The organism is Mycobacterium sp. DL (genome assembly GCF_039729195.1).
Lineage (GTDB): Bacteria > Actinomycetota > Actinomycetes > Mycobacteriales > Mycobacteriaceae > Mycobacterium > Mycobacterium hippocampi_A.
In genome coordinates this window covers 3227120-3253673 of record NZ_CP155796.1, presented here as the reverse complement: position 1 = coordinate 3253673, position 26554 = coordinate 3227120, and the positions used below count along the sequence as shown (strand labels likewise).

Genomic DNA, 26554 nt, shown 5'->3' with positions numbered 1-26554 from the left:
CGATCGATGAACACTGCATCGTTCACGCTTCGAGACCGGACCGTAATGACTTGACGGGTTGTGGCGATGAAATTGACGATGACTGAAACTTCTCTGCGGCGGCGCGGTGTCGCAGCCTCGTGCCGTGCGGTTGTCGCCGCCCTGCTGACGGCGCTGACGCTGACCACAGCTCTGGTCCTCGGCGGTGCTTCGGCGGGCACCGCCCAGGCCGCGCCACCGCAACTGGTGGCCAAAGATTTCTCCAAGCCGGCGATCGTCATCCTCGGCTACGGACTCAAACCGGACGGCACGATGCGCCTGATCCTGCACACCCGGGTTCTCGCGGGTCTGGCTGTCGCGCAGATGTTCCCGCAGGCGCCGATCATCGTGACCGGCGGCAACCCCCGCAACGGAAACACCGAAGCCGAGCAGATGGGCAAGATGCTGCGGCTCTACGGAACTCCTCGCGAGCGGATCATCCTTGAGGAGCGGGCGAACAGCACCGTGCAGAACGCCGCCTTCTCGGTGCCGCTGGCCAAGCAGGCGGATACCTCGGGGATCATCCTGGTGACCTCGTCGTCGCATCAGGACCGTGCCGACGGGAACTTCGCCGATGCCGGAGGCAATGTGCTGGCGACGGTGAGCTTTCCGGACCAGAATCCCTCGATCAACATCGCCCAGTTCGTCCGGGACGTGATCAGCCCGTTCGTCGCGATCAGCTAGTGGGCTAGCGTCGGCGGGTGTGGACGCTGAACTGCAGTCGCGCCCGCACCGGTGGGGACTGGGAGCCTTCCTGGTCGTCGAACTGGTGTACCTGCTGTCGGCGCTGTCGCTGGCGTTCCTGCTGGGCGGTCGCGGGTCTCCGCAGATTCTGACGGTGGTCGTGGCCGTCGCAGTGCCCACACTCCTGGCGGCCGCGTTGGCGATCCTGATCACCATGATCCGGGGTAATGGTCCGCGCTGCGACCTGAGGCTCCAATGGTCCTGGCGTAGCGCGGGATCGGGTCTGCTCTTCGGAATCGGCGGCCTGTTCCTGACGTTGCCCGCATCGTTGCTCTGGGTGGCTGTCGTAGGCGAGGACGCGAACTCCGCGGCGGGTGAGGTGTTCGGCGGAGTCCGCGTTACCTGGGCGTGGGCCGTCGTCGTGTTCATCGTCATCGTGATCGTCGCCCCGTTCTGCGAGGAGATCCTCTACCGCGGCTTGCTGTGGGGTGCGGTGGAGCGGCGCTGGGGGCGTTGGGTGGCGCTGGGCGTCACCACCGTGGTGTTCGCGATCGCGCACCTCGAATGGACCCGAGCCCCGCTGCTGCTCGTGGTGGCGCTCCCGATCGGGCTGGCCCGGCTCTACACCGGCAATCTGACGGCGAGCATCGTCGCCCATCAAGTCACCAACCTGCTCCCCGGGCTGGTGCTGATGTTCACGGTCGCCGGCGCTGTGCCCACGGGGTGACCTCAGTCGAACGCGCCGCCGAGATAGTCGCTGCGGCAGGCTCGTCGGGCCAGCTTGCCGCTGGTCGTCCGTGGGATCGATCCCGCGGGGACGATGCGCACGTCGCTGACCGGCAGTCCGTGGCGGTGCAGCACCGCAGCCTTGATCGAGTCGACCGCTGATGCCCGGTCGATGCGTGCGGTTCCGGCGGCGCGCTCGGCGACCACCACGATGCTGTCACCGGCCTCCCCCGGCACTGTGAACGCCGCGGCATAACCACGCCGGATGATCGGCGAGGCCTCGGCAGCGCTGGTCTCGATGTCCTGTGGGTAGTGGCTGAGCCCCGCCACGGTCAGCATGTCGGCGATGCGACCGGTGACGAAGAGCTCACCGTCCAGATAGCAGCCGAGATCTCCGGTGCGCAACCATGTTCCAGCCGATCGAGCGCCCATTGCGTGGCTGCCCGTCGCCAAGGTCGAGGTGAGGTGGGCACCGAAGATGCGGTCGGTGTCCTCCGGTCTGCCCCAGTAGCCTCGGCCGATGTTCGCTCCCTGTAACCAGATCTCGCCGACCCGGCCATCGGGAATCTCGGCGGACGTCTGCGGATCGACGATCACACCCCACTGACTCCGGGCGATGGTGCCGCACGACACCTGCGCCACGGCCCGCGGATGCTCGGAGTTTACTGTGACGGCGTGGCCGGCGGCGAGCCGTTCACGATCGAGGTGCACCACAGTGGCCTCGGCGGCGGGCTCGATGGTCGAAACGAACAAGGTCGCTTCGGCCAGCCCGTAGGACGGCTTGAACGCGGTGCGGGGCAGGCCGAACGGTGCGAACGCGGCGTTGAACATCCTGATCACGTCGATGTTCACGGGCTCGGAACCCACGATCATCACGACGTTCTTCAGGTCGATCCCCGACCCTTCGGCGGGCAGGCCGCGCTGAACTGTCCACTCGTAGGCGAAGTTCGGCGCGGCGGTCACGACCCGGCCGATCTGCGAGCCCGCCGACAATGCCTCGATCCAGCGCAGCGGACGGCGTACGAAGGCCGTGGGTGACATCAGGGTGGAATGACCGCCGTAGACCGCGGGGAAACCGATCATCGACAAACCCATGTCGTGATACAGCGGTAACCAACTGACGCCGTGGGTGTTTCGGTCGAGCAGGTCGATCGACAGGATCATCTGCAGGAGATTTGTTCCCACCGCCCGGTGGGTGATCTCGACGCCTACCGGCGGGCGCGTGGCCCCGCCGGTGTACTGAAGGTGGGAGACGTCGTCGACGTTGACTGCGGCCGCCACATAGTCTCCGGCAGCGGAGTCGGGGATGTCGTCGATCACGATGACATCCGGGCGCAGTGTCGGGGCAACCCTGGCGCCCAGGAAGTCGTCGATGCCGTTTCGTGTGGCCGAGGTGGTCAGCACGGCGGTGGGTTGTGCATCGTGCAGGGCGGTGTCGAGACGCTCTGCGTGACCTGGCAACTCCGGCACGAACAGCGGTACCGCGATGGTGCCGGCCTTGATCGCGGCGAAGAAGGCGGCCACGTAGTCGAGACCCTGGGGTGCCAGAATCGCGACCCGGTCTCCCCGTCCGGCCACTCGTTGGATGCGTGCCGCGATCGCACGCATCCGGACGCCGAGCTCGTTCCACGTCATCTCGAGGGCGTGGCCGCCTCCGGGTCCGGTGAAATCCAGATAGCGGTACGCGATCGATTCACCGACGTTGGCGATGTTGCGGTCGATCAGGGAGATCAAGTTCACGCCGGGTGGCAACACGATGCCGCCCCCGGCATCCAGGCAATCGCCGATCTGCAGCAGTCCGTCACCGATCGCGGTGCTGCGCGGGCCGCTGCGACTCATGCCTCGCAGTCTAGGCGTCGCCAGAATCTCGCCGGTCGTGATGCTCCGCACTCATCGGATTGCTGCGGGTTCCGCCACAGTACAAAAGCGTTGTGTTGCAGCATATTCTATGCAAATACACCACCGGCTAGTCGGCAGACGACTCCGAGTCGGAGTCCGACGAACCAGAGTCGGCACGGTCTGAATCCGAAGAATCGTCGGTGGAGCGGGCGGGCTTGTCGTCTTCGGAGGATTGTTCATCGGTTCCTGAACCGGCCTCGTCCTCGTCCTCGTCTGCGTCAGAATCGTCGAGGTCGGAGTCGTCCTTGGCGACATCGTCGGCAGTGTCGCCCTCGTCGGCAGTGTCGCCCTCGTCCTGCCCTGACTGCGGATCTTCGGAGGCGGTGTAGTCGTTCGAGTCGTCCGAGTCGTCATCTGCGGACGGATCAGCCTCGAGATCGGAGATCGAGGGGTCGTCCGGATCGGTGTCAGTGCTGGTATCGACCGCGGTGTCAGCCGGCGGGGCGTCGATCACCACAGTGCTGACGTCGTCGTCGGTTGCATCGTCTGACTGCGTGTCGCGTTCGGCCATCAACGACGAGAAGATCGGGGTGTCGGCGGAATCGATGATCGCCGTGAGCGGGTCGTTGAGCCTTTCGGCCAGTTCGTTCAGACCGAGGATCCGCAGGGGCTCCAGTAGTGGGATGTTCTGGCTCCGGATCAGGACGTAGGTCGTGTCGCCGAGGTCGTACACCGGGCGTACGCCGCCGTACTTGCGCAGCGGATTGGCGACGAGAACGAAGGACAGATCCTCCGGGGCGGGAGCGCCGGCCTTTCCGGCGCTGTCCTCCAACCACGCACTCGAGATGAGTGCCCCTTGGGAGGGCAACCAGAGATCAAGCGACACCGGTCAAGTCCGCAATCGGAGAGGATGATTCAAAGGTCGGCCCGTTCAGGCCGGTGCAATCGCAGTTCGCAACAGCATCGACCTTCTGTGGTGTCCGGCACCCGGACCCCCGAGTCCGGGTGACCACATTCGCCGATGGCCGGTGATCTCGGCTCGCCGGTGAGACATCTCGCGTGAACGCTGGGATTTGGTTTGCTGATGGGTGCAGCGAGCCGCCCGGAACCTGTCTGTCCAAGCTTTGCTGCACCCCGCGGTTGATGGTGTACAGACTTCAGCGGGCCGCGGGGTGAGCGTCAAAGTAGCTGCTGGTCAACATGTTTGACTACATCGAGTGCGTCCGCTCGGCCCGGGCGGGTTCACGCGATGATGCGCACCAGATACGGAGTCATGTCCTTGGTGCGGACCGGTGAGACGGCCACCCCGGAGTCGGTGGTCTCGACCATCTGGCCATTGCCGATGAAGAGCGCGACGCTCTGAGTTCCCTCGGGGCCGTAGAACAGAAGGTCGCCCGGTAGCGCGAGGTTCGGCGTGACCTTCTGGCCGACCTTGTACTGCTCGCCCGAGGATCTCGGCAGCTTCACCCCGGCACCGGCGTAGGCGTACACCATGAGTCCGGACGCATCAAAACCCACTGCCTCGATCCGTCGTGGCTCGGGGGCGGGTGCCGGGACGCCGAGACCCGGCGTGACGGTAGGCAGGTTCAGTCCTGGCGCCAGGTCGAGCGCCCCGGCATCGGTCGCCGCCTGATCTGGTTCGGGCACAGAGACGGTGCCCTTGCTCGGCCCCGAGGCGCCGCCGCCGCCGTAGGCGAACGGGACGCCGCGCTGCGAGAGGGCCCGCGCGATCACCAGGTCCACGGCCTTCTGGTTGGTGGCCGAGCGCGGGCTGGCGGTCGCGAGGCCTGGCGTCGCCACCAAAAGGGCAAAACCGATTACGAGGACCAGAACGCGTCGCATGGCACTTCCACCGCTTTCCCGATGCCGGCACCCCTGTGGCGCCGGACTGTCAGTGATTCACAACAGTCACTATGACCACTTCTACACCACGTGTCGGCGTGAATTGACGTTGTCGCAGCAGGGCAGAGCAAGGAGATGCAGGACTGGAATCGAACGGTGATCTACGGCGGCGCGCCGCCGTTTAGGGTGTGTGCCGGCTCACGCCTTGAGCGCCGCCAGGGCCGCGTCATAATCGGGCTCCTGCCCGATCTCGGGCACCAACTCGGTATACGTCACGGCGCCGTCCGCACCGATCACCACAACAGCGCGGGCCAGCAGACCTGCCATCGGACCGTCGGTGATGGTGACCCCGTAGTCCTCACCGAAGCCGGTGCGGAACGCCGAGGCGATCTCCACATTCTCGATGTCCTCGGCGCCGCAGAACCGCTTCTGCGCGAACGGCAGATCCTTGGACACACACAGCACCGACACCCCGTCCGCGGCCGCGCGTTCGTTGAATGTGCGGACGCTGGCAGAACAGACCGGGGTGTCCACCGACGGGAAGATGTTGAGCAGCAGAGGCTTGTTGGCGAAGCCGTCGGCCTTGACCTCGCCGAGATCGGTGCCGGTGAGGGTGAAGCCGGGCGCCGGCGATCCGACAGCGGGCAGTTCTCCGATGGTGTTGATCGCATTTCCCCGCAGGGTTATCTGTGCCATGCGACCAGTCTGCCAAGCGCCACCCACGGCGTCGCGTCTGGGTGTGGACCTCAGGCAGTCGACGGTGCGGGTCTGCCGTACATCTTCGCGATATCAGGCGAGTCCAACCAGCCCGAGTACGTCGGCCGCTTGGGCCAGCCCTCGGGCGAATCCTGCCATTCCTCCTGCCGGCCGTACGGCAGTACATCGATGAGCGGAAAGGTCTGGCTGAGCTGCTCGGTGCCCCGGCCGTTGGTATGCCAGGTCCGGTATACGGTGTCACCGTCGCGCAGGAACACATTGACCGCGAACCCCGTGCCGGGCGCCGCGTCGACATCGGAGGCGAACGGACTGTCCGACGACGAGTACCAGTCCATCGCGTTGCCGACCCTGTCGCGGTAGGCCAGCGCCTCGTCGATCGGTCCCGCGGTCACGATCACAAACCGCGCGTCGTAGCTGTCGAGGAAGTCCAGCCGGGTGAATTGTGATGTGTAGCCGGTGCATCCGCCGCACTGCCATTCGGCGCCGTCACTCCACATGTGGTTGTAGACGATGAGCTGCGAGCGTCCGCAGAAGATGTCGGCGAACCGGATCGGCCCGTCCGCCCCGATCAACGTGTAGTCCGGCATCTCGACCATCGGCAGTCGGCGCCGTTGCGCGGCGATCGAGTCGAGTTCGCGGGTGGCGGCCTTCTCCCGCTCCCGTAGCTTGTCGAGTTCCTCGCGCCAGGTCTGGGCATCCGCCACGGGCGGCAGGGCATTGGTCTCGGTCATGGAAGTCACTCTCCGGCAGTTCGGTCGGTGTGGTCATCGGTATTGACCAACAGCGAGCCGTTTACTCATCGCTGACAGGATGATCGTCATGACCCAGACCAACAACGCATCGCCGAGGATCGGCCCGGCTGACCCTGATTCGTGGTCCACCCGACTGTGGACGGAGATCGGTCCGGTCTACGCGTCGATCACAGCGCACCCGTTCATCACCGGCCTCACCGACGGCAGCCTCGACCCCGAGTCCTTCGCGCACTATGTCGCCCAGGACGTCCACTACCTGCGTGCCTACGCTCGCGCACTGGCGGTGGTGGCGGCGAAGGCGCCCACGCTGGCCGATACGGCCGTGTTCGCCCGGCATGCCGCCGAGGTCTTCGACGTGGAACTGGCGCTGCACGGTGAGCTGCTGCCCGCGCTCGGGCTGAGTCAGGACGCCGTCGAAGCGGCTCCGGTGTCTCCCACCACGCAGGCCTACAACAGCTATCTGCTGGCCACCGTCTACAGCGGCAGCTTCGCGGACGGGTTGGCCGCGGTGCTCCCCTGCTACTGGATCTACGCAGAGGTCGGAGCCGAGCTGATGCAGCGGGGCTCGACCGACGCCCGCTATCAACGCTGGATCGACAGCTACGGAGGCGAGGAGTTCGCCACGACCGTCACCGAGGTCCTGCGTCTGGCCGATCGGACCGGTCCGGGCCTCACTCCGGTGGACGAGTCGGGTGCGCGCGCACACTTCGTCACGACGTCGCGCTACGAGTGGATGTTCTTCGACGCGGCCCACCGGCAAGAGGTCTGGCCGGTCTGAACCCGGGAGCCGGCCGGACGGCGGGCGCCGTTCGTCCACAGTGGCTATGCTGGCGGCTTTCCTCACGACCGCGCAGACGACGCCGAGGAGGCCGAGGAAAGTAATGCCCGCCGATGCCGCCGCACCGCCTCCCCCGAAGCCCGCGGGCGGACACATCCGGCTGACCTCACACAGCGGCGGCGCCGGCGCCCCGGCCATCGTCTGGGGTGCTCCCACGGCGGCGCTGCGTGGTCCGGTCGTCGGAACCACGGCCACCCGGGCCCATCGAAATGTCGTCGGAACCCACAGTGGCGCCTACGGCGTCTACCGCGCGTTGGCCGTCGCGGCGGGGTCGCTGTCGCGTGACCACCGTGCGGATCTGACCAACACCTCGCCGACGGATATCGTCGGCCCCCACCCGCAATGGGGCGACGCCGCGTCGATCGTCAGCCTGGATCCGTGGGGCGCGATGGTGGCCGAGGTCTTCGCCGACGAACTCGCCGCCGGACTCGACATCCGTCCCACGATCGCGGTCACCAAGGCGCAGGTGATCCTGCCCGAGATCGGGGAGGCGATCGTCAAGGGCCGCCTCATCCCGGACGAACGGGTACTGCTGTCGACCGGGGCGGCGCAGGTGACCAAGGCCGCGATCGAACCGGTGTGGCATCTACCCGGTGTGGCCCGGCGCTTCGGCTGCAGTGAAACCGATTTGCGGCGAGCGCTTTTCGAAGAGACCGGCGGTATGTACCCGGAGCTGGTGACACGGTCGGATCTCGAGGTGTTCCTACCGCCCATCGGCGGCCAGACGATCTACATCTTCGGCGACCCCCGTGGCCTCGCCGACCCGAGCGTGGAACTGACAGCCCGGGTGCACGACGAGTGCAACGGTTCGGACGTGTTCGGGTCTGACATCTGCACCTGCCGGCCCTATCTCACCCACGCGATCGAAGAGTGCATCCTGGGGGCGCAGCGCGGCGGGGTCGGCCTGGTGGCCTACTCGCGCAAAGAGGGGCGCGCACTCGGTGAGGTGACGAAGTTCCTCGTCTACAACGCACGCAAACGCCAGATCGGCGGCGACACCGCCGACCAGTACTTCGCCCGCACCGAATGTGTTGCGGGTGTGCAGGACATGCGGTTCCAGGAGCTCATGCCCGACGTCCTGCACTGGCTCGGCATCAGCAAGATCCACCGACTGGTGTCCATGAGCAACATGAAGTACGACGCGATCACCGGATCCGGAATCGAGGTCGGTGAGCGGGTGTCGATCCCCGACGAGCTCATTCCCGCCGACGCGCAGGTCGAGATCGACGCGAAGACGGCGGCCGGCTACTACACCCCCGGGACGGCACCGGACGCCACCGAACTCAGAAAGGTCAAGGGCAGGGGCCTGGACGCATGAACGCGCGCAGCGGTGCGAGCGCCGATCTGCGCGCGACGCTGCCGGCTGATGCCGCCGCGATACTGCGTACCACCGATGCGGTGCGCACCCGGTCCGTGCAACTGCTCGACCGGGCCCGCGCGGGTGACTCACGCTGGTTCACGGTGCGCGACGACGCGTTGCACTCCGCTGCCGACGAGGTCACCTCCGTCACCTCGGCCCGCTACCCGGACCTGGTGATCCCGTACCACAGCCGGTGGCGTCATTTCGAGGCCGGCGGAGTGGACCGACGTGCCGAACTCGATCGTCTGCTCGACTCGTCGGGGCGCCACGAACGGGCGCGGGCCCTGATCGATGTCGCGGTGGTCAGTGTGCTGCTCGACGCCGGCGCCGGAGCCGACTGGAGCTTCGCCGAGCACGGGGGCGAGACCATCCGTCGGTTCACCCGGTCGGAGGGTCTGGCCGTCGCGAGCTGGCACGGGTTCGTCGCCGGGATGTTCTCCAGCGATCCGGCGCAGCCGCTGAGGGTGGACGCGGCCGGACTGCGAGCGTTGACCGAGGACCGCCTGGCCCGGATGCTCCAGGTGGGGCCCGACAACCCGCTGGTCGGTCTGTCAGGGCGAGTGCAGCTGATGCGTCGCCTGGGCGACGCGCTGGCCGCCCACCCTGACGTGTTCGGCACCCAGGGCAGGCCCGGCGGGCTGTTCGATGCGCTCGCCGAAGACGGCGATGAAGTCGACGCCAGGGACATCCTGACGCATCTGCTCACGTCCCTGTCGCCGATCTGGCTGTCGGACAACACCATCGGCGCCGAGGCGCTGGGCGACTGCTGGCGCCACCACGCGGTGACAGGTCCCGGCCTGACAGCCGGATGGCTGCCGCTGCACAAACTGTCGCAGTGGCTGACCTACTCGCTGATCGAGCCGTTCACCTGGGCCGGGGTGACGGTGACCGGAGTGGACGCCCTGACCGGTCTGCCCGAGTACCGCAACGGCGGGTTGCTTCTCGACACCGGGGTGCTCCGGATGCGTGAGCACGAATACGCCACACGCACCTGGACTCCCGCCGATGAACTCGTCGTCGAGTGGCGGGCGCTGACGGTGGCGCTGCTCGACGAACTCGCGCCGCTGGTGTCTTCCCGATTGGGGATGACCGCCGCGCAGATGCCGCTGGCCTGCGTGCTCGAGGGCGGCACATGGGCAGCGGGCCGCGCGATGGCGCAACGCCTGCGTGACGGTCTACCGCCACTGGTCATCGCCAGCGACGGCACGGTTTTCTGAAAGGGGCCAAGAGGCTACATGAGCAGCATCAGCGCAGGCGGAGTGCATCTTGTCGAGCACCCCTTGATCCAGCACAAGATCACCCTGCTGCGCCGAAAGGACATTTCCACCAACAGCTTCCGCCGGCTGGTGCAGGAGGTGTCGGTCCTGATGGCCTACGAGGTGCTGCGCGAGATCGCCACGCACGAGGTCGAGATCGAAACTCCGATGGAGCGCACTACCGGCCGGATGATCGACGGCAAGAAGCTGGTATTCGTGTCGATCCTGCGGGCGGGGACCGGGATTCTCGACGGCATGCTCGAGGTGGTCCCGTCGGCCCGAGTGGGCCATATCGGCCTCTACCGCGACCCTAAAACCCTTGTGGCGGTTGAATATTACTTCAAGATGCCCGGTGATCTGCACGAACGCGACGTCGTCGTCGTCGATCCGATGCTGGCCACCGGCCACTCGGCGGTGGCTGCGGTGGATCGACTGCGCGAGCACGAGCCGAAGTCGATCAAGTTCGTCTGCCTACTGACCTGTCCCGAAGGTATCGCCGCAATGGCCGACGCCCATCCCGCCGTGCCGATCTACACCGCCGCGATCGACCGGCAACTCGATGAGCACGGCTATATCCTGCCGGGACTCGGCGACGCAGGTGACCGCATCTTCGGCACCAAATAACCCCCACCCAACCAACCCGAAGTGGCTCCCACCGCGGTGGTGTGCGCCGTACTGTGAGTTATGGCCATCATCGAAGCTGACCTCCAACCGCAGACGCCGTTCGAGCGGGATGTCGCCGAAACGCAGAGCTACTTCGACAGTCCCCGGTTCGAGGGGATCATCCGTCTCTTCACCGCCCGGCAGGTCGCTGAGCAGCGCGGCACGATCCCCTCCGACTACGCAGTCGCCCGAGAGGCCGCCACGGCGTTCTATCCGCACCTACGTCGGCTCTACGAGCAGGGCAAGAGCATCACCACCTTCGGCCCCTACTCCCCCGGCCAGGCCGTGGTGATGAAACGGATGGGCATCGAGGGCATCTATCTCGGCGGCTGGGCCACCTCCGCCAAGGGCTCCATCAGCGAGGATCCCGGGCCCGACCTCGCGAGCTATCCGCTGAGCCAGGTGCCGGAGGAAGCTGCGGGCCTTGTCCGGGCGCTATTGACCGCAGACCGCAATCAGCAGTACCTGAGGTTGCGGATGACCGACGACCAACGCAAGACGACGCCCGCCTACGACTACCGGCCGTTCATCATCGCCGACGCCGACACCGGCCACGGTGGTGATCCGCACGTGCGCAACCTGATCCGCCGCTTCGTCGAGGCGGGAGTGCCGGGCTACCACATCGAGGACCAGCGTCCGGGAACGAAGAAGTGCGGCCATCAGGGCGGCAAGGTGCTGGTGCCGTCGGACGAACAGATCAAGCGGCTCAACACCGCCCGGTTCCAGCTCGACATCATGCGGGTGCCGGGGATCATCGTCGCCCGCACCGACGCCGAGGCGGCGAACCTGATCGACAGCCGCGCCGACGAGCGGGACCAGCCGTTCCTGCTGGGCGCCACCAATCTGAAGATCCCGCCCTACAAGTCGTGCTTCCTGGCGATGATGCGGCGCTTCCACGACCAGGGCGTGACCGAGTTGAACGGCCATCTGCTCTACGCACTGCCCGACGCGGAGTACGCGACCGCCGAGGCATGGCTCGAGCGGGTCGGCCTGCTGACGGTGATCGACGAGACCGCCGCCGCCTGGCAGGACGGCACCGAGCCGTCCGTCGACGCCGCCTTCGACACTGTGGAGTCGCGCTTCGTAGACGCCTGGCAGGAGGAGGCCGGTCTCAACACCTACGGCGACGCGGTGGCCGAGCTTCTGGAGTTCCGCGACCGAGAAGGTGAGCCGTCGGACATGAGCGTCGCGGAGTGGAGAGAGTTCGCCGAACGGGCACCGCTGAATTCGGCCCGGGACAAGGCCAGGGCGTTGGGAGCCGACGTCGCCTGGGATTGTGAGCGGGTCAAGACGCCCGAGGGCTACTACCAGGTGCGCGGCGGAATCCCGTACGCGATCGCCAAGTCGCTGGCCGCGGCGCCGTTCGCCGACATCCTCTGGATGGAGACCAAGACCGCCGACCTGGCCGACGCCAAGCAGTTCGCCGATGCGGTGCACGCCGTCTACCCCGATCAGATGCTCGCCTACAACCTGTCGCCGTCGTTCAACTGGGACACCACCGGCATGACCGACGAGGAGATGCGGGCGTTCCCCGAGGAACTGGGCAAGATGGGGTTCGTCTTCAACTTCATCACCTACGGCGGCCATCAGGTCGACGGTGTCGCCTCCGAGGAGTTCGCGACCTCTCTCCGGCAGGAGGGCATGTTGGCGTTGGCGCGGCTTCAGCGCAAGATGCGACTGGTCGAATCGCCCTATCGCACACCACAAACCCTCGTCGGAGGACCGCGCAGCGACGCCGCGCTGGCCGCGTCGTCCGGCCGGACGGCGACGACCAAATCGATGGGCAAGGGTTCGACCCAGCATCAGCACCTGGTGCAGACCGAGGTGCCCAAGAAGCTGTTGGAGGAATGGCTGGCACTGTGGAGCGAGCACAACAAGCTTTCCGAGAAGCTCAGTGTGCAGCTGCGGCCCAGGCGCGCCGGCTCCGATGTGCTCGACCTGGGTATCTACGGCGACGGCGACGAGCCGTTGGCCAACGTCGTCGTCGACCCGATCAAGGACCGGCACGGCCGCAGCATATTGACCGTGCGCGACCAGAACACCTTCGCCGAGCACCTCCGCCAGAAGCGGCTGATGGACGTGATCCATCTCTGGCTGATCCATCGGTTCAAGGCCGAGATCGTCTACTACGTCACGCCCACCGAGGACAACATCTACCAAACCGAGAAGATGAAGTCCCACGGGATCTTCAGCGACGTCTACCAGGAGGTGGGCGAGATCATCGTCGCCGACGTGAACAAGGCGCGGATCGAGGAGTTGCTCGCACCCGACCGTGAGGCCCTGACCCGCTTGATCAACAAGCAGGACTAGCCCCAACACTCGCCGAAACGGTATTCCACGCGCGGGTATTCGTGTTTTCGCCGCGTGGAATACCGTTTCGGCGGGAGGTGGGGTCAGAGGAGTTCGGCGGTGCGGCGGAGCAATCCGCGCCAGCGGTCGACCGTGTCGTGATCGGTGATGGTGAACCGGGCGAGCTGAGCGGGATCGGGTCCCGCAGGCATGGGTGCCGCGGGCAGGTACCCCTCGGCGGGGATCAGCGAACGGGCTTCGGCGACGATGTCGCCGTCGGCCAGTCGCCTGTCGGCCGGCCCGCAGGCGAATGGCAGGTCGGGCAGCACCGCGGCAAGTGCAACGTCGCCGGCCTGGCCGATGCTCGTCTGCCCGGTCAGGTTCACCACGCACGGCAACCCGAGCGCCTCCGCGCGGCGCATCGCGCGGCGGACTCCCCCGAGTGGCCCACACCGCAGCACGGCGATATCGGCGGCTCCGGCATGTCGTCCGGCCTCGGTCAGCAGTGCCGCGTCCACCGCAAGCGGCACGTCGACGCGGCGCCTCACGGCGATCGCATCGTCGAGGCTGCCGCAGGTCAGCTCCACGAGCTCCAAACCGCCTGCGACACCGTTCAATCGTGTGATCAGCGCGGCCGTGTCCACAGGGTCGCCGACTTCGACCACACAACGCACCGACGCGCCGCCTTCCAGGCTGTCGCGCATCGCCGCCAGCCGGGCGGCGCCCTCGTCGGAAGCCCGTGGTCCGGCGCCGATGGAAATCCGCGCGGCGGTCACCGGCACGCGACCCCGCACTGCATCGGGCCACCCGACGGTGCTCGGCTCCATCGCCGCCGTGAGCCAACGCGCGGCCAGCGCGGCGTCACAGTCGGCGGGCGGGCTGAACTCACCCCAGCCCTGAGGACCCTCCACCAACACGCCCACCCGGACACCACCGGCGACCGGGAAGCCGAACACCGGAGCGTCGTCGAAGTCGATGAGTGTTCTCACTGACCGCAAAGCTATCCCCTGCCGGAGATGGTTGAGTGAGCGCCATGCCGATCGACGAGCTGCGCCATCTCGCCGAATACCTGCGTGATGTGGATGCCGCGGCTGCCGCGGCGGACTGGGACCACGACGGCGCACTGATGCGCGCGGAGGCCAGGGCCCGCAACGAGCTCGCCGCCGGCGGTGTCGGTGCTGACATCGCGGCAGCGGGAGCGGACCCGTTCTGGCTGGCGCGCGCTCGCGAGCAGGCGCGGGCCGTCTCGACGTCTCCGCGATCCCCGGCCCCGGGCGCGCAAGCCGACGCGAACGCCGTTGTCGCGGTGGGGCTGGCCAGGGCTGCGGTCGCCGAAGCCGTCCTCGCCGTCGCCGCGTCCCGTCGGACCGCGTCGGCGACGGCGGTCACCCAGGTGCGTGGAGCCGGAGTCGGAAGGTTCGCAGGCCGGATGCGGGCCCTGGGGGTCAGCGTGCTGGCGGAGGTGCGCCACCTGCTGGCTGACAAGCCGCGCTCGGTCCTGGCCCGCGTCGTCATCACGTTGGCGATCGCGCTGTCGCTGGTCAGCTTCTATCACTTCACCGGGCTGACCCGCTACGACGACGCCGGTCGGCTGACCCTGTACCTGTTCGCCGCGGTGGTGGGCAGCGTGATCTGCACCAATGCGTTGTGTTTCGAGGCCGAGCGGGTCCGCGTGATGCTGCAGAGCGGCGATCGGCTGTGGCGGATCCTGGTGTCGAAGAACCTCGCGATGGCCGCGTTGGTCACTCTTGCGGGTCTGCCGGTCATCGTGTTCCTGTCGATGACCGCGGACGTCAACCCGGTGGCGATGGTCGATCAGCTGGTGACCATGGTGTTCATCTGGTTGGGCGTCGGCAACGTCCTCTCGGTCGTCGCCCCGCTGCGCCACGAACCCGTCTCCGCGCGGTGGACCGACGGCACCTGGAAGCCGTATCTGCTGTCGTTCGGGGTGTCCTACGGCGTCGGGCTGACCGTGAACCTGATGATCTACTGGCGCCTGTGGGCCAAGCAGAAGGCGTCCGCAGAGCTGGCCGGAGGTACCTGGGCGGCATTCGCCCTGGTACTGGCCAGTGCGGTACTGAGCTGGTTGCTGCTCACCGTGTTCGCGGTGGCGTGCAGCCGCGACACCGGGCTACGGCGGCGGTTGTCCCGCGAGATGGTGGTCTACCGGAAGGCGTCCTGAGCGCAGCCGCGGTTACCCTTTACGCCGTGGCCGACGCCCCGTTCCTGTTGTTGTCGATCCGCGGCGAGGACGAGGCCGCCGACGACGAATACCGCGCGATGATGCGGTTCGCGGCACTCGACGAGCACGGTATGCACCGCATTCGGCTGACCCGACAGCCGCTGGGCGACATCGATCTGTCGCGGTGGTCGGGCATCGTCCTGGGCGGCGGTCCGTACAACGTCAGCGATGAACCCGAAACGAAGTCGCCGACCCAGCGCCGGGTCGAGGCGGAATTGGGCGAGCTGCTCGCCACGGTCATCGCCCACGATTTCCCTTTCCTCGGATGTTGTTACGGGGTAGGCACGTTGGGAACGGCTGTCGGCGCCGTGGTGGACCGCGCCCACAGCGAACCGGTCGGCGGTCTCACGGTGGAGCTCACTGCGGACGGCCACGCCGACCCGCTGTTCGCCGGCTTGCCCGACGCCTTCGACGCATTCGGCGGCCACAAGGAGGCGGCCTCCTCGTTGCCGGAAGGCGTCGTCTGTCTGGCGACCTCGCCCGACTGCCCGGTCCAGGCGTTCCGAGTCGGCGCGAACGTGTACGCCACCCAGTTTCACCCCGAACTCGACGTGGACGGCGTCTGCATGCGGATCGACGTCTACAAGGACTACGGGTACTTCGCGCCGGAGACCGCTGATTCTCTCAAAGACGCTGCGCGACAACGGGTGGTCGAGCATCCGATGGTCATCCTGCGGAGGTTTGCGCAGCGGTACGCCCGGACGCGCTGAGACAGCCACGCGGCCGCTCGGTCAGGTCCCGGGTACCTCGAACTGCGCGCGTGCCACCTGCTCGATGAGCTTCGCCAGGCGGGCACGCCAGCGGTTGTGCTCGCCATCCTCGTCGTATCCGCGGTAGGCGGCGTCATCGGCGAAGTCCGCCACGATCACCAGGTCCCAGTTGCCTTCTCGCAGGCCGGCATCGAGTCCGATCGTGTAACTCAGCGTTCCGGGACACTTCAGATTCTGCAGACCGTCCTGGATCTGGGCGAGCTCGCCGGCGTCGTAACCGGCTCTCAGCTTGGCGAGAACCACACTTCGGATCATCTGGGCACCCTAACAGCGCAGCTAGACGCTCCGGAAAAGAGATACTTGACTCAGTCCAAAAAAGGCCGTAGAACTTTTGAGGTGACCTCGGATTACGCGGATGTGTTGCGCGACGCAGAATTGCGCGTGACGCGGCCGAGGATAGCCGTTCTGCAGGCCGTGGAGGGTCATCCACACGCCGACACCGACACGATTTTCGGCGCGGTTCGGGCCGTTCTGCCCGAGGTCTCCCGTCAGGCCGTCTACGACGTGCTGGCCGCGTTGACGGCCGTCGGCCTGGTGCGCAAGATCCAGCCTTCGGGTTCGGTCGCCCGCTACGAATCCCGGGTCGGCGACAATCACCATCACCTCGTGTGCCGATCCTGTGGCACCATCGCCGACGTCGATTGTGCTGTCGGCGAAGCCCCCTGCCTGACGCCGTCCGATCCGACGGGGGACCTGGACGGCTTCGTCGTCGACGAAGCCGAGGTCGTCTACTGGGGTCTGTGCCCGGACTGTTCGCTCACCGAAACGTCGCGATCACACCAGTGATCACAGCCCAATTCACCACTCCCGGAAGGAAATGTTGTGCCTGAGGATCGTCCTATCGAAGACAGCCCGCCGATTGGAGAGGCCCAGACCGACCAGACCGAAGGTGGCTGCCCCGCCGGATTCGGTCGTGTCACTGCTCCTGTGGAAGGTGGCGGCAACCGTGACTGGTGGCCCAACCAGCTCAACCTGAAGATCCTTCAGAAGAACCCCGACGTCATCAACCCACTCGATGGGGACTTCGACTACACCACCGCGGTGCAGTCTCTCGATGTGGACGCGGTGCGCGCCGACATCGTCGAGGTGATGCACACCTCGCAGGACTGGTGGCCTGCGGACTTCGGGCACTACGGCCCGTTCTTCATCCGGATGTCGTGGCACGCCGCAGGCACCTACCGCGTCAAGGACGGCCGTGGCGGTGCCGGTGCCGGCATGCAGCGGTTCGCCCCGCTGAACAGCTGGCCGGACAATGCCAGCCTGGACAAGGCTCGTCGTCTGCTCTGGCCGGTCAAGAAGAAGTACGGCAAGAACCTGTCCTGGGCAGACCTGATGGTCTACGCCGGCAACGTCGCACTGGAGGACATGGGCTTCCGCACGGCGGGCTTCGCCTTCGGTCGGGAGGATCGCTGGGAGCCCGAGGAGGACGTCTACTGGGGTCCCGAGCTCGAGTGGCTGGACGACAAGCGCTACACCGGCAAACGGGATCTGGAGAATCCGCTCGCCGCAGTGCAGATGGGGCTGATCTACGTCAATCCCGAAGGCCCCAACGGCAATCCGGATCCGCTCGCATCGGCTATCGACATCCGCGAGACCTTCGGCCGGATGGCGATGAACGATGTGGAGACCGCGGCTCTCATCGTCGGCGGCCACACCTTCGGCAAGACCCACGGCAACGGCGACGCCGAACTGGTCGGTCCGGAACCGGAGGCCGCTCCGCTGGAACTGCAGGGCCTGGGTTGGGCCAATCCGCAGGGCACCGGTGTGGGGCCGGACGCCATCACCAGTGGTCTCGAGGTGATCTGGACGCACACCCCCACCAAGTGGGACAACAGCTACCTGGAGATCCTGTACGGCAACGAGTGGGAGCTGTTCAAGAGCCCCGCAGGGGCGAACCAGTGGCGGCCGAAGGACGGCGGCTGGGCGAATTCGGTGCCCGAGGCGTTCGGTGCCGGCAAGACGCACCCCTCGATGCTGACGTCCGACCTGGCGCTGCGGGAGGATCCGATCTACGAGCGGATCACCCGCCGGTGGCTCGACCATCCCGAGGAACTCGCCGAGGAGTTCGCGAAGGCCTGGTTCAAGTTGCTGCACCGCGACATGGGTCCGGTGGTCCGCTACCTCGGACCCGAGGTGCCGCAGCAGACCTGGGTGTGGCAGGACCCCGTGCCGGCAGGCGCCGAACTGTCCGCCGAGGACGTGGCCGCACTCAAGACCGCCATCGCCGACTCGGGTCTGACTGTGTCGCAGCTGGTTTCGACCGCATGGAAGGCCGCGTCATCGTTCCGTGTCAGTGACAAGCGCGGTGGCGCCAACGGCGGCCGTATCCGGTTGCAGCCCCAGCTCGGCTGGGAGGTCAACGAGCCCGACGAACTGGCACAGGTGATCCGCAAGCTCGAAGAGATCCAGCAGTCGTCCGGCACAGGCGTGTCGTTCGCCGATCTGGTGGTGCTCGGCGGTGTGGTCGGTGTCGAGAAGGCGGCCAAGGATGCCGGCTTCGACGTCGAGGTGCCCTTCACCTCCGGACGCGGGGACGCCACCCAGGAGCAGACCGACGTCGAGTCGTTCTCCTACCTGGAGCCCGAGTCCGACGGCTTCCGCAACTACCTGGGCAAGGGCGGCCAGCTTCCCGCCGAGTTCCGCCTCGTCGACCGGGCGAACCTGCTCGGCCTGTCGGCTCCGGAGATGACGGTCCTCGTCGGCGGTCTACGTGTGTTGGGCACCAACTTCGGTGACACCACGCACGGTGTCCTCACCGACAAGGCGGGCGCGTTGACCAACGACTTCTTCGTCAACCTGCTCGACATGGGCACGGAGTGGAAGCCGTCGCCGGCCGACGACGGAACCTACGTGGGTACCGACCGCGCCACCGGTGCGCAGAAGTGGACCGGCACCCGCGTCGATCTGCTCTTCGGATCGAACTCGCAACTGCGGGCAGTGGCCGAGGTGTACGCCGAGGACGACGCCAAGGAGAAGTTCGTCAAGGACTTCGCCGCTGCGTGGTCGAAGGTCCTCGACGCCGATCGCTACGACGCCGGCAAGGGACTCGAGTAACAGCTCTGCTCGGAAAGGGGCGCCCAGCTGCGGTTTTTGCAGCTGGGCGCCTCTTTTTGGTCGGGGCTGGCGCCCCTCTGGCATCGAGACTGCATTCAGGGCGAGAAAGTTGGAGTAACCCCCGCCCGGGGTGCAGTCTCAACGCCCCCCGAGAGCTCAGTACGGGCTGAGTTGCGCGCCGATCAGCGGGGCCATCTTCGCCGCCATGTAGGTGTGGCCGGCGTCGGTGGGGTGCACCCCGTCAGCGCCGATCAACTCGGGCCTTCCGACGAACCATCGACCGGCGATCGGGTCCACGAAGGTCGCTCCCGCCAACTCCGCCTGATAGCCCAGAACATCGCGGATCCGCTGGATCGACGACGGCGGGTCGGCGGTCGGCCACGGCGGCCCGACCACGAGGAACTTCGCCGATCGGGCGATCTGGCGGGCCATCTGCAGCGTCCCGTACATCGCGATCGACAGCCGAGTCGGGTCGACGTCCATGTCATTGCGCGACCCGAACACCACGACGAGCGCATCGGTGGGTTTGACCGCTCGGACGGTGAGGTCCTCGAAAACACTGCCCCGGTTGCCGCGGGTGCAGTACCCGGCCCCGCCCTCGGCGGCGACCGTCGGTGTGACGGCGATGCCGTGTTGGGCGAGTGCCTGCCACACCTGGCTCGTCCACCCCTTGCTGCCGGTGCCGCCCTCCTGACCCCCGGTCGTGTACGAATCGCCGATCACCGAGATCCGGTTGACGGCGAAGTCCGTCAGACGCACATCGTGCTCTCGAATCGCGGGCGCGCCGAGGACGCCAAAAAAGACAGCGAGAGAGACCATCACAGCCACCAGGCGACTCACTGGACCAGCCTAGAGTCGGCTGTGGCGCGAACCGCGATGACTCGCCGCAGGTGCGAACCGTTATCCGGCGCGCACGGCGACCGATTGCAGCCGACTGTGAGGCGGGTCCGCGGCACGGACCGCCGGTGGCCCCTTCTTGTCGACCATGCGGCGCATCCACTTCCGCGCCGGCTCCTCGACCGAGTGGTACAGCAGTGCCGCTCCGACAGTGGCCAGCAGGATCAGGCTCAGGACCACCAGCTTCGCCGACCAGCTGGGCGTCAACGTGATCTCGAACTGCATGACCGTCCAGATCCACGCGGTGTGGACGATCTCATGGAGCATGTACAGGCTGAACGAGATATGGCCGAGGTACACCATGACACCGGTGGACAGCAGCGCCGGTAGCGTGCCGACTCCGATGGCCAGCGTGACGACCAGCGGGACGAACAGCACGTCGACCAGGCCGCCCGCGTCGTACAACGAACCGGGCGGGTGCGCGTCCAGCAGATACAGCCCGCCGATGATCACCGCCCCCAACAGCACCGATGCCACCCCGGCGGCCTGCCTCGACCGGTCGGACAGCCGGAGTTTGTGTACCGCCGCGCACGCCAGGGCGCCCGCGATGAACTGCATCACGATCCTGGGCAGCCAGCTCCACGGGGTATAGAACACACCGCTGGCCAACAGCAGCAGCACCGGCGGCAGCGAGGCGGCGATCGCCAGACAGATCAGGCCGCGCGCCCGGGTGGCGGACGCGATCCGGAAGACCACCAACGCCAGGCCGCCGAACAGCAGGTAGGCCAGCCACTCGGCGCTGATGGACCATGCCGGCCCGTTCCAGCTCGATCCGTCGAAATACGGCTGGAACCACAACTGCATCAGCAGGACCTGCCGCACCCAGCTGGTCGCATTCAGCGAGTCCACCACCGGCGGTTCGGGCGGCACGTGGCCGACATAGAGGGTGAACACGATCCACGCCGCGGCGAGGTGCATCGTCACCAGATAGACCGGCCACACCCTGGCCAACCGCAGCCACAGGAAGCGCAGAGTCTCCCGGGTCGACCAGGCGTCGCCCATCCGGTCGAGGTAGTTCCACGTCAGGACGAAGCCGCTGAGGATGAAGAACAGGTCGACTCCCTGCGCACCGGCGTTGAGCACCGGCGCCAGAGCCGTACTCGCAGACGGCGCCGCCTCGGCCAGCATCGGCCGGAAATGGAACAGGACCACCCACAGTGCGGCGACGATACGCAGGCCGGATAGGGCCCTGATCTCTCCGGAACGCACACGGCTCATTTCGTCAGGATTCTGCGGTGTCTTCGACGTCGTCAGTCGAGAATCGGCGCGGGGCCGCCTCCCCGATCACGCCGGCGACCGGTCGCAGGTTACCAGCGGCGGTGCCCGTTGGGCGGCCCGCAACGCCGCGCCACGCGTCGCCCGTCAGGTGCACCCCACAAGGTAGTGTCGGGTCATTGTCAATCGAGGGGAACGGCGCGCGCACTCGGCCGCCGTGGGAGATTCTGGGGCACATGCGCGTGCCGAATGACGGCGAGGAACTGTCGCTGCTCCTCGTGGAAGACGACCGCGCAGACGCCATCCTCGTCGAAGAGTTGATCGCCGACGCCAAACTGGACGCCGTCGTGGTCTGGGCCGAGTCGATGGCCAAGGCCGAGCATCAGATTCCGCTCGCCCGTCCCGACTGCATCCTGCTGGATCTGCATCTCCACGACGCCGACGGGATCGAGGGGTTGGCCCGGATCGCCAGGCAGGATGCGACGATCCCGATCGTTGTCCTCACCGGCCTCAACGACGAGCACGTCGGGATCTCGGCGGTGGCTTCGGGAGCGCAGGACTATCTGGTCAAAGGTCGGGTGGACCCTGAGGTGCTGCGGCGGGCAGTGCGCTACGCCATCGAACGCAAGCGCGCCGAGCTGACCGCGGTCGACCTGCACGCCAGCCAGCTGCGTGCCCGGGAGAACGCCCGGCTCGAACGTGGCCTGCTGCCCTCTCCCCTGCTGTTGGACAGCCCTGGCGTCGAGATCGTCACCTCGTATCGGCCCAGCCGGGAGAACGCCTTGCTCGGCGGCGACTTCTACGATTTTGTGCAGACGCCCGACCGCACCGTGCACGTGATGATCGGCGACGTGGCAGGCCACGGCCCCGACGAGGCTGCGCTGGGGGTGGCACTGCGCATCGCCTGGCGCGCTTTGACTTTCGCCGGGTTGCGCGGATCGGATCGGATGCGTCAGCTCGAGCGGATCCTCCGTGCCGAACGGGCGGGCAAGGGAATCTTCGCGACGGTGCTCAGCCTGGCCATTCCCCAGGAGGGCCCGGTCACCGCGGTGCGGGCCGGTCACCCCGGCATGCTGCTACACGGCGGCGGCACGGTGGAGTGGGTGGAACCCGCGGGAGGCCCGGCGCTGGGCCTGCACGCCGGCGACTGGGAGCCCCTGCAGATCGACCTCCCCGCGGGCAAAGGTCTGGTGCTGCTCACAGACGGTCTGTTCGAAGGTCACATCGGGCAGGGCAATGAGCGGCTCGGCGAGGCGGGGCTGTTGGAACTGGCCCGCACGTTCGCCGAACTGCCCGGGCGCGCGTTCGTTGATGCGCTCATCGACGCCGTCGAGGAGCAGGCGCAGAGCCAGGGCGGGATCGGCGACGACATCGCCGTCGTGCGGGTGGAGCGGGTGGCACTGCCATGAGCGAATCCTCGCAACGTCGGGCGCGGGCGGCTCAACTGACCGTGCGGGGCTGGCAGAATCTTGTGCTGTCGGTGATGGGCATCGTCGTCCTGGTGGGCGCAATCACCGTGGCGATCCTGCTGAGCCGGACCGATCGGGTCTCCGACCACCTCGTCGAGAACATCCAGCCTGCCCGCGTCGCGGCGTACCAGTTGCAGGCGTCGCTGCGCGACCAGGAGACCGCCGTCCGCGGATATCTGATCACCGCGGATTCGCAGTTCCTGGACCCCTACAACGAGGGCCGGGAGCTCGAGAGCCAGTCGTCTGCGCAGATCCGCATCCTCGAACAGGACCGACCCGAACTGCTCGACGATCTGGACGCGATCGAGCGGGCCGCCGGGAGTTGGCGGTCTTCGTATGCCGAGCCTCTGATAGCCGGCGTTCGATCCGGTGACGCAACCGTGGTCGCCGAGGAGTCCAGTGCTCTCGGCAAGGCCGAATTCGATCGTCTGCGTGTGCTTTTCGACGAGCAGAACGAACACCTTGCACAGGCACGCAACAACGCCATGGCCGAGCTCGAGGACATCCGGTCGTGGCGAAACGGAGTGCTGGTGGCGATGCTCGTCACATTCGCGGTGACGATGCTGCTGCTGGCCGGACTGCTGCAGCGGGCCCTGGTGCGTCCGCTGGCGCTGTTGGCGGCCTCCTGCCGGAGCATCGCACAGGGCAACTTCGGCGAGCGCATCACACCGAAGGGGCCCAAGGACATCCGCGGGATCGCCATCGACGTCGAGAACATGCGGCAGCGGCTCGCCGCTGAACTCGAGACCTCACAAGAGGCCGCCGCGACGCTCGACGCCCAGGCCGAAGAGCTCCGCCGTTCGAACGCCGAGCTGGAGCAGTTCGCCTACGTCGCATCCCATGACCTGCAGGAACCGCTGCGCAAGGTCGCATCGTTCTGCCAACTGCTGGAAAAGCGCTACGGCGACGAACTCGACGAGCGCGGCATCGAGTACATCAACTTCGCCGTCGACGGAGCCAAGCGGATGCAGGTGCTCATCAACGACCTGCTGACCTTCTCCAGGGTCGGCCGGCTCAACGCCACCGAGGCCGACGTCGATCTCGACGGCGCCCTGGACGCCGCCCTGGCCAATCTCGCGACCGCTGTCGAGGAGTCGGGCTTGGTCATCGAACGTCCGCCGGACGGACTGCCCACGATCAAGGGTGACCCGACGCTGCTGACGATGCTGTGGCAGAACCTCGTCGGCAACGCCGTGAAATTCCGTCGCGAAGAGGTGGCGCCGCGCATCGTCATCGAGTGCAGCCCGGGCACCGGCGAGCATGAATCGGACTGGTCTTTTTCGCTGTCGGACAACGGGATCGGGATCGCGTCGGAATTCACCGACAAAGTGTTCGTCATCTTCCAGCGCCTGCACGGACGCGACGCCTACAGCGGCACGGGTATCGGGCTGGCGCTGTGCAAGAAGATCGTGGAACACCACGGCGGGTCCATCTGGATCGACACCTCCTACTCTGAGGGCACCCGCTTCCGATTCACCCTGCCCATCGCCGTCAACGACACCGAGACCCCTGTCCTGGAAGGATCAACCACATGACACCGGCTGAACGCGCCATCGACGTCCTGCTCATCGAGGACGACCCGGGAGATGAACTGATCACGCGGGAAGCCTTCGAGCACAACAAGATCAAGAACAACCTGCACGTCGCGCACGACGGCGAGGAAGGTCTGGACTTCCTGTACCGCCGCGGCGCCTACGAGGGTGCGCCGCGCCCCGACCTGGTTCTGCTCGACCTGAATCTGCCGAAGTACGACGGGCGGCAGTTGCTCGAGACCATCAAATCCGACCCGGAGCTCAGCCACATCCCGGTGGTGGTGCTGACGACCTCGTCGGCCGAAGAGGACATCCTGCGCAGCTACAAACTGCACGCCAACGCCTACGTCACCAAACCGGTCGACCTCGACCAGTTCATGAACGCGGTGCGTCAGATCGACGAGTTCTTCGTCCAAGTGGTCCGGCTGCCCCAGTTCTGAGATGGACCTGCCGCGCCCCGATCCTGCGGTCCCCCATCTGGCTGATGTGGCGCCGTCGGTGCTTGCCGCCATGGGAATCGCCGGTTTCGAGCCGCGGATCCCTCTCGCGCACGATGTCGCCGGGGCCTGCGTCCTTTTGATCGACGGCTTGGGCGCCGAACTGTTGGACACCTACGCCGAGGATGCTCCTGTGCTCGCGGGTCTGCGGGGACAGACCCTGCAGGTCGGGTTCCCCTCGACGACCGCGGCCGGATTGGCCGCGGTGGGCACGGGGTGCCCGTCCGGCGAGCACGGAATGGTCGGGATGTCGTTTCGGCTGCCGGATGTCGGGGTCATCAACGCGCTGCGGTGGCGTCCGCACCCCTGGGGTGAGGACCTGCGGGACAGCAGCGCGGCACCCGAAGCGGTGCAGCCGATACCGACGGTCTTCGAGCGGGCCGCGTCGACCGGGGTGGCCGTCAGCGTGATCTCCGGCGCCCAGTTCAGCGGATCGGGCCTCACCCGGGCAGTGCTGCGCGGCGGGGAGTACGTCGGCGTGCACTCGCTGGGTGATCTGGCCGCCGCAGTGAGCACCGCGATGGCCGCCGGTGGATTCTGCTACGGATATCACGCCGATCTCGACCTGGTGGGCCATCTGTACGGGCCCGGGTCGGCGGCCTGGCGGCTGCAACTCCGGCAGGTGGACACGCTGGTGGAATCCATCGTGGAGAGAATGCCGATGGGCAGCCTGCTCGCGGTCGTCGCCGATCACGGCATGGTGACGCTGAATGCGGCCGACGTTGTCGACATCGACGCCACCGAGGCGCTGCACGACGGTGTCGACGCCATCGGCGGAGAGGCGCGTGCCCGTCACGTCTACACCCGGGTCGGGGCACTCGAGGATGTGCTGGCCGGCTGGCGCGACATCCTCGGAGACCGGGCGTGGGTGGTGAGCCGCGACGAAGCCATCGGGGCGGGATGGTTCGGTGGTCGGGTCACCGACGACGTCCGGCCGCGGATCGGCGATGTGGTGGCTGCGGCGCGGGGCTCGTCGGGGCTGCTTCGCAAGGCGGTCGAGCCGATCGAATCTTCGCTGGTAGGTCAGCACGGGTCACTGACCGAGGCTGAGTTGAGGGTTCCACTTCTCTTGGCCCGGCGCTGACCCTGCCCTTCGGCGTGTTGCCGCAGCCGCTGTGCGCGGTCTCGATTCTGGGATCTGACTACAGCATGGCGCCGGTATCCGACGTTGCATTGCCTGTTAAATGATTGGCATGCAGTGCATTTCGACGAATTGACGACCCAGTGGCGGTACCCGGCCAATCATGTCCGGACGCAACGGATTTCGTGAGTCAGCCGTCACTCTGCAGCGGGTTGTGAACGCCATCACAGATTTTGGTCGTATTAGAGACCCCCTGTTAGTGTCCGTTCGCATGTTTGCTCTCGCTACGCTCTTGACGCTTGTCAACCAAGTGTCGGGCACGCCGTACGTCACCGGTGGCGACTCGCCCTCGGGTACGGACTGCTCCGGCCTGGTGTCGTGGGTGACCAACGCCGCGACCGGCAGGCCCATCTACGGCGACCGCTTCCACACCGGCAACATCGAAAGCGCGCTGCTCGATCGAGGCTTCCAGCACGGTGCCGAGCCCGGCGCGCTGGTGGTCGGCTGGAACGGTGGTCATACCGCCGTGACGCTTCCCGACGGAACACCGGTGTCCTCCGGCGAAGGCGGTGGCGTGAAGGTCGGTGGTGGCGGCGCCTACCAGGATCAGTTCACCAACCACATGTTCCTGCCGATGCCCGCGAACACACCGCCCGCACCCGACCCGTTGATGGCGCCGCCCATGGCGCCTCCGATGCCACCTCCGCCACCCATGGCGCCTCCGATGCCACCGCCGCCGCCGGCAGGCCCTGTTGTCCAGATGGGGCAGGACGTCCCACCGCCTCCGGCCCCGCCGATCTGACGGGCCCGCAA

General features: G+C 66.9%; 25 protein-coding genes. 16 read left to right on the top strand and 9 right to left on the bottom strand.

Translation table 11 applies throughout. The features are described from left to right. Positions 1-78: 78 nt before the first annotated feature. Together ABDC78_RS15450 and ABDC78_RS15445 are read left to right on the top strand one after the other, a co-directional pair. Positions 79-702: a YdcF family protein gene (locus ABDC78_RS15450; protein WP_178360253.1), complete on the top strand. Its 624-nt coding sequence runs from the start codon at positions 79-81 to the stop codon at positions 700-702. Positions 703-721: 19 nt separating this feature from the next. Then, entirely contained in the window at positions 722-1429 is a 708-nt protein-coding gene (locus tag ABDC78_RS15445) for a type II CAAX endopeptidase family protein (RefSeq protein WP_178360254.1), read from the top strand. 2 nt (positions 1430-1431) lie between these two features. Here ABDC78_RS15445 and ABDC78_RS15440 read toward each other — a convergent pair whose 3' ends face one another. The 5 genes from ABDC78_RS15440 to ABDC78_RS15420 all read right to left on the bottom strand — a co-directional run bounded on the left by ABDC78_RS15440 (position 1432) and on the right by ABDC78_RS15420 (position 6557). Beyond that, entirely contained in the window at positions 1432-3267 is a 1836-nt protein-coding gene (locus ABDC78_RS15440; RefSeq protein WP_178360255.1) for a fatty acyl-AMP ligase, read from the bottom strand. A 127-nt stretch (positions 3268-3394) separates the two neighbouring features. Further along, a complete protein-coding gene (locus ABDC78_RS15435) occupies positions 3395-4153 on the bottom strand; it encodes a PE-PPE domain-containing protein (protein WP_178360256.1) in 759 nt (252 codons plus the stop codon). A 356-nt stretch (positions 4154-4509) separates the two neighbouring features. Continuing rightward, positions 4510-5109 (bottom strand): NlpC/P60 family peptidoglycan-binding protein RipD, encoded by a 600-nt coding sequence (gene ripD / locus ABDC78_RS15430; protein WP_178360257.1) that lies wholly within the window; start codon positions 5107-5109, stop codon positions 4510-4512. Positions 5110-5307: 198 nt separating this feature from the next. Continuing rightward, positions 5308-5805, bottom strand: a complete 498-nt coding sequence (tpx, locus tag ABDC78_RS15425; protein WP_178360258.1) for a thiol peroxidase — start codon at positions 5803-5805, stop codon at positions 5308-5310. A gap of 50 nt (positions 5806-5855) precedes the next feature. Beyond that, positions 5856-6557: a DUF899 family protein gene (locus ABDC78_RS15420; RefSeq protein WP_178360259.1), complete on the bottom strand. Its 702-nt coding sequence runs from the start codon at positions 6555-6557 to the stop codon at positions 5856-5858. Between the two features lie 88 nt (positions 6558-6645). Here ABDC78_RS15420 and tenA point away from each other — a divergent pair, with 88 nt between their 5' ends. From tenA to aceA, 5 genes are all read left to right on the top strand, one after another. After that, positions 6646-7356, top strand: coding sequence for a thiaminase II (gene tenA / locus ABDC78_RS15415; protein WP_178360260.1), 711 nt, complete (start codon positions 6646-6648; stop codon positions 7354-7356). Between the two features lie 103 nt (positions 7357-7459). After that, a complete protein-coding gene (locus tag ABDC78_RS15410) occupies positions 7460-8734 on the top strand; it encodes a GTP cyclohydrolase II (RefSeq protein ID WP_178360261.1) in 1275 nt (424 codons plus the stop codon). Further along, positions 8731-9993 carry a URC4/urg3 family protein gene (locus tag ABDC78_RS15405; protein ID WP_178360262.1) on the top strand — a complete coding sequence of 421 codons (1263 nt, stop codon included), beginning with the start codon at positions 8731-8733 and terminating at the stop codon, positions 9991-9993. Before ABDC78_RS15410 ends, ABDC78_RS15405 begins: the two co-directional genes overlap by 4 nt. An 18-nt stretch (positions 9994-10011) precedes the next feature. Next, the gene (gene upp / locus ABDC78_RS15400) at positions 10012-10656 is read left to right on the top strand and encodes a uracil phosphoribosyltransferase (RefSeq protein ID WP_178360263.1); all 645 of its coding nucleotides are present in this window, start codon (positions 10012-10014) and stop codon (positions 10654-10656) included. A gap of 60 nt (positions 10657-10716) precedes the next feature. After that, positions 10717-13005 carry an isocitrate lyase ICL2 gene (aceA, locus tag ABDC78_RS15395; protein WP_178360264.1) on the top strand — a complete coding sequence of 763 codons (2289 nt, stop codon included), beginning with the start codon at positions 10717-10719 and terminating at the stop codon, positions 13003-13005. 83 nt (positions 13006-13088) lie between these two features. Here the strand turns inward: aceA and ABDC78_RS15390 are convergent, their stop codons facing one another. After that, the gene (locus ABDC78_RS15390) at positions 13089-13973 is read right to left on the bottom strand and encodes an enolase C-terminal domain-like protein (protein ID WP_178360265.1); all 885 of its coding nucleotides are present in this window, start codon (positions 13971-13973) and stop codon (positions 13089-13091) included. A 44-nt stretch (positions 13974-14017) separates the two neighbouring features. Between ABDC78_RS15390 and ABDC78_RS15385 the strand changes: the two genes are divergently transcribed. Together ABDC78_RS15385 and ABDC78_RS15380 are read left to right on the top strand one after the other, a co-directional pair. Further along, entirely contained in the window at positions 14018-15166 is a 1149-nt protein-coding gene (locus ABDC78_RS15385; protein WP_178360328.1) for an ABC transporter permease, read from the top strand. A 26-nt stretch (positions 15167-15192) separates the two neighbouring features. After that, a complete protein-coding gene (locus ABDC78_RS15380; protein WP_178360266.1) occupies positions 15193-15936 on the top strand; it encodes a glutamine amidotransferase in 744 nt (247 codons plus the stop codon). 21 nt (positions 15937-15957) lie between these two features. Here ABDC78_RS15380 and ABDC78_RS15375 read toward each other — a convergent pair whose 3' ends face one another. After that, entirely contained in the window at positions 15958-16251 is a 294-nt protein-coding gene (locus ABDC78_RS15375; protein ID WP_178360267.1) for a Dabb family protein, read from the bottom strand. An 81-nt stretch (positions 16252-16332) separates the two neighbouring features. Here ABDC78_RS15375 and ABDC78_RS15370 point away from each other — a divergent pair, with 81 nt between their 5' ends. Together ABDC78_RS15370 and katG are read left to right on the top strand one after the other, a co-directional pair. After that, a complete protein-coding gene (locus ABDC78_RS15370; protein WP_178360268.1) occupies positions 16333-16782 on the top strand; it encodes a Fur family transcriptional regulator in 450 nt (149 codons plus the stop codon). A gap of 36 nt (positions 16783-16818) precedes the next feature. Further along, a complete protein-coding gene (gene katG, locus ABDC78_RS15365) occupies positions 16819-19050 on the top strand; it encodes a catalase/peroxidase HPI (protein ID WP_178360269.1) in 2232 nt (743 codons plus the stop codon). A 156-nt stretch (positions 19051-19206) separates the two neighbouring features. Here katG and ABDC78_RS15360 read toward each other — a convergent pair whose 3' ends face one another. Continuing rightward, positions 19207-19890 carry a GDSL lipase gene (locus tag ABDC78_RS15360; protein ID WP_178360270.1) on the bottom strand — a complete coding sequence of 228 codons (684 nt, stop codon included), beginning with the start codon at positions 19888-19890 and terminating at the stop codon, positions 19207-19209. Between the two features lie 60 nt (positions 19891-19950). Then, complete coding sequence (locus ABDC78_RS15355; protein WP_178360271.1) at positions 19951-21165, bottom strand: acyltransferase; 1215 nt, start codon at positions 21163-21165, stop codon at positions 19951-19953. A 233-nt stretch (positions 21166-21398) separates the two neighbouring features. Between ABDC78_RS15355 and ABDC78_RS15350 the strand changes: the two genes are divergently transcribed. The 5 genes from ABDC78_RS15350 to ABDC78_RS15330 all read left to right on the top strand — a co-directional run bounded on the left by ABDC78_RS15350 (position 21399) and on the right by ABDC78_RS15330 (position 26543). Further along, a complete protein-coding gene (locus ABDC78_RS15350; RefSeq protein ID WP_178360272.1) occupies positions 21399-22571 on the top strand; it encodes a SpoIIE family protein phosphatase in 1173 nt (390 codons plus the stop codon). After that, complete coding sequence (locus ABDC78_RS15345; RefSeq protein WP_178360273.1) at positions 22568-24166, top strand: CHASE3 domain-containing protein; 1599 nt, start codon at positions 22568-22570, stop codon at positions 24164-24166. Before ABDC78_RS15350 ends, ABDC78_RS15345 begins: the two co-directional genes overlap by 4 nt. Then, positions 24163-24603, top strand: coding sequence for a response regulator (locus tag ABDC78_RS15340; protein WP_178360274.1), 441 nt, complete (start codon positions 24163-24165; stop codon positions 24601-24603). Before ABDC78_RS15345 ends, ABDC78_RS15340 begins: the two co-directional genes overlap by 4 nt. Position 24604: 1 nt before the next feature. Then, positions 24605-25744, top strand: a complete 1140-nt coding sequence (locus tag ABDC78_RS15335; protein WP_178360275.1) for an alkaline phosphatase family protein — start codon at positions 24605-24607, stop codon at positions 25742-25744. 268 nt (positions 25745-26012) lie between these two features. Further along, positions 26013-26543 (top strand): NlpC/P60 family protein, encoded by a 531-nt coding sequence (locus tag ABDC78_RS15330; RefSeq protein ID WP_178360276.1) that lies wholly within the window; start codon positions 26013-26015, stop codon positions 26541-26543. Positions 26544-26554 lie beyond the last annotated feature (11 nt).

Excerpts from the sequence above, each read along its gene's own strand:
- ABDC78_RS15450 (WP_178360253.1), top strand. The coding sequence starts at position 79 with ATGACTGAAACTTCTCTGCGGCGGCGCGGTGTCGCAGCCTCGTGCCGT.
- ABDC78_RS15440 (WP_178360255.1), bottom strand. The coding sequence starts at position 3,267 with ATGAGTCGCAGCGGCCCGCGCAGCACCGCGATCGGTGACGGACTGCTG.
- ripD (WP_178360257.1), bottom strand. The coding sequence starts at position 5,109 with ATGCGACGCGTTCTGGTCCTCGTAATCGGTTTTGCCCTTTTGGTGGCG.
- tpx (WP_178360258.1), bottom strand. The coding sequence starts at position 5,805 with ATGGCACAGATAACCCTGCGGGGAAATGCGATCAACACCATCGGAGAA.
- ABDC78_RS15420 (WP_178360259.1), bottom strand. The coding sequence starts at position 6,557 with ATGACCGAGACCAATGCCCTGCCGCCCGTGGCGGATGCCCAGACCTGG.
- tenA (WP_178360260.1), top strand. The coding sequence starts at position 6,646 with ATGACCCAGACCAACAACGCATCGCCGAGGATCGGCCCGGCTGACCCT.
- ABDC78_RS15410 (WP_178360261.1), top strand. The coding sequence starts at position 7,460 with ATGCCCGCCGATGCCGCCGCACCGCCTCCCCCGAAGCCCGCGGGCGGA.
- ABDC78_RS15405 (WP_178360262.1), top strand. The coding sequence starts at position 8,731 with ATGAACGCGCGCAGCGGTGCGAGCGCCGATCTGCGCGCGACGCTGCCG.
- upp (WP_178360263.1), top strand. The coding sequence starts at position 10,012 with ATGAGCAGCATCAGCGCAGGCGGAGTGCATCTTGTCGAGCACCCCTTG.
- aceA (WP_178360264.1), top strand. The coding sequence starts at position 10,717 with ATGGCCATCATCGAAGCTGACCTCCAACCGCAGACGCCGTTCGAGCGG.
- ABDC78_RS15385 (WP_178360328.1), top strand. The coding sequence starts at position 14,018 with ATGCCGATCGACGAGCTGCGCCATCTCGCCGAATACCTGCGTGATGTG.
- ABDC78_RS15375 (WP_178360267.1), bottom strand. The coding sequence starts at position 16,251 with ATGATCCGAAGTGTGGTTCTCGCCAAGCTGAGAGCCGGTTACGACGCC.
- ABDC78_RS15355 (WP_178360271.1), bottom strand. The coding sequence starts at position 21,165 with ATGAGCCGTGTGCGTTCCGGAGAGATCAGGGCCCTATCCGGCCTGCGT.
- ABDC78_RS15350 (WP_178360272.1), top strand. The coding sequence starts at position 21,399 with ATGCGCGTGCCGAATGACGGCGAGGAACTGTCGCTGCTCCTCGTGGAA.
- ABDC78_RS15345 (WP_178360273.1), top strand. The coding sequence starts at position 22,568 with ATGAGCGAATCCTCGCAACGTCGGGCGCGGGCGGCTCAACTGACCGTG.
- ABDC78_RS15340 (WP_178360274.1), top strand. The coding sequence starts at position 24,163 with ATGACACCGGCTGAACGCGCCATCGACGTCCTGCTCATCGAGGACGAC.
- ABDC78_RS15335 (WP_178360275.1), top strand. The coding sequence starts at position 24,605 with ATGGACCTGCCGCGCCCCGATCCTGCGGTCCCCCATCTGGCTGATGTG.
- ABDC78_RS15330 (WP_178360276.1), top strand. The coding sequence starts at position 26,013 with ATGTTTGCTCTCGCTACGCTCTTGACGCTTGTCAACCAAGTGTCGGGC.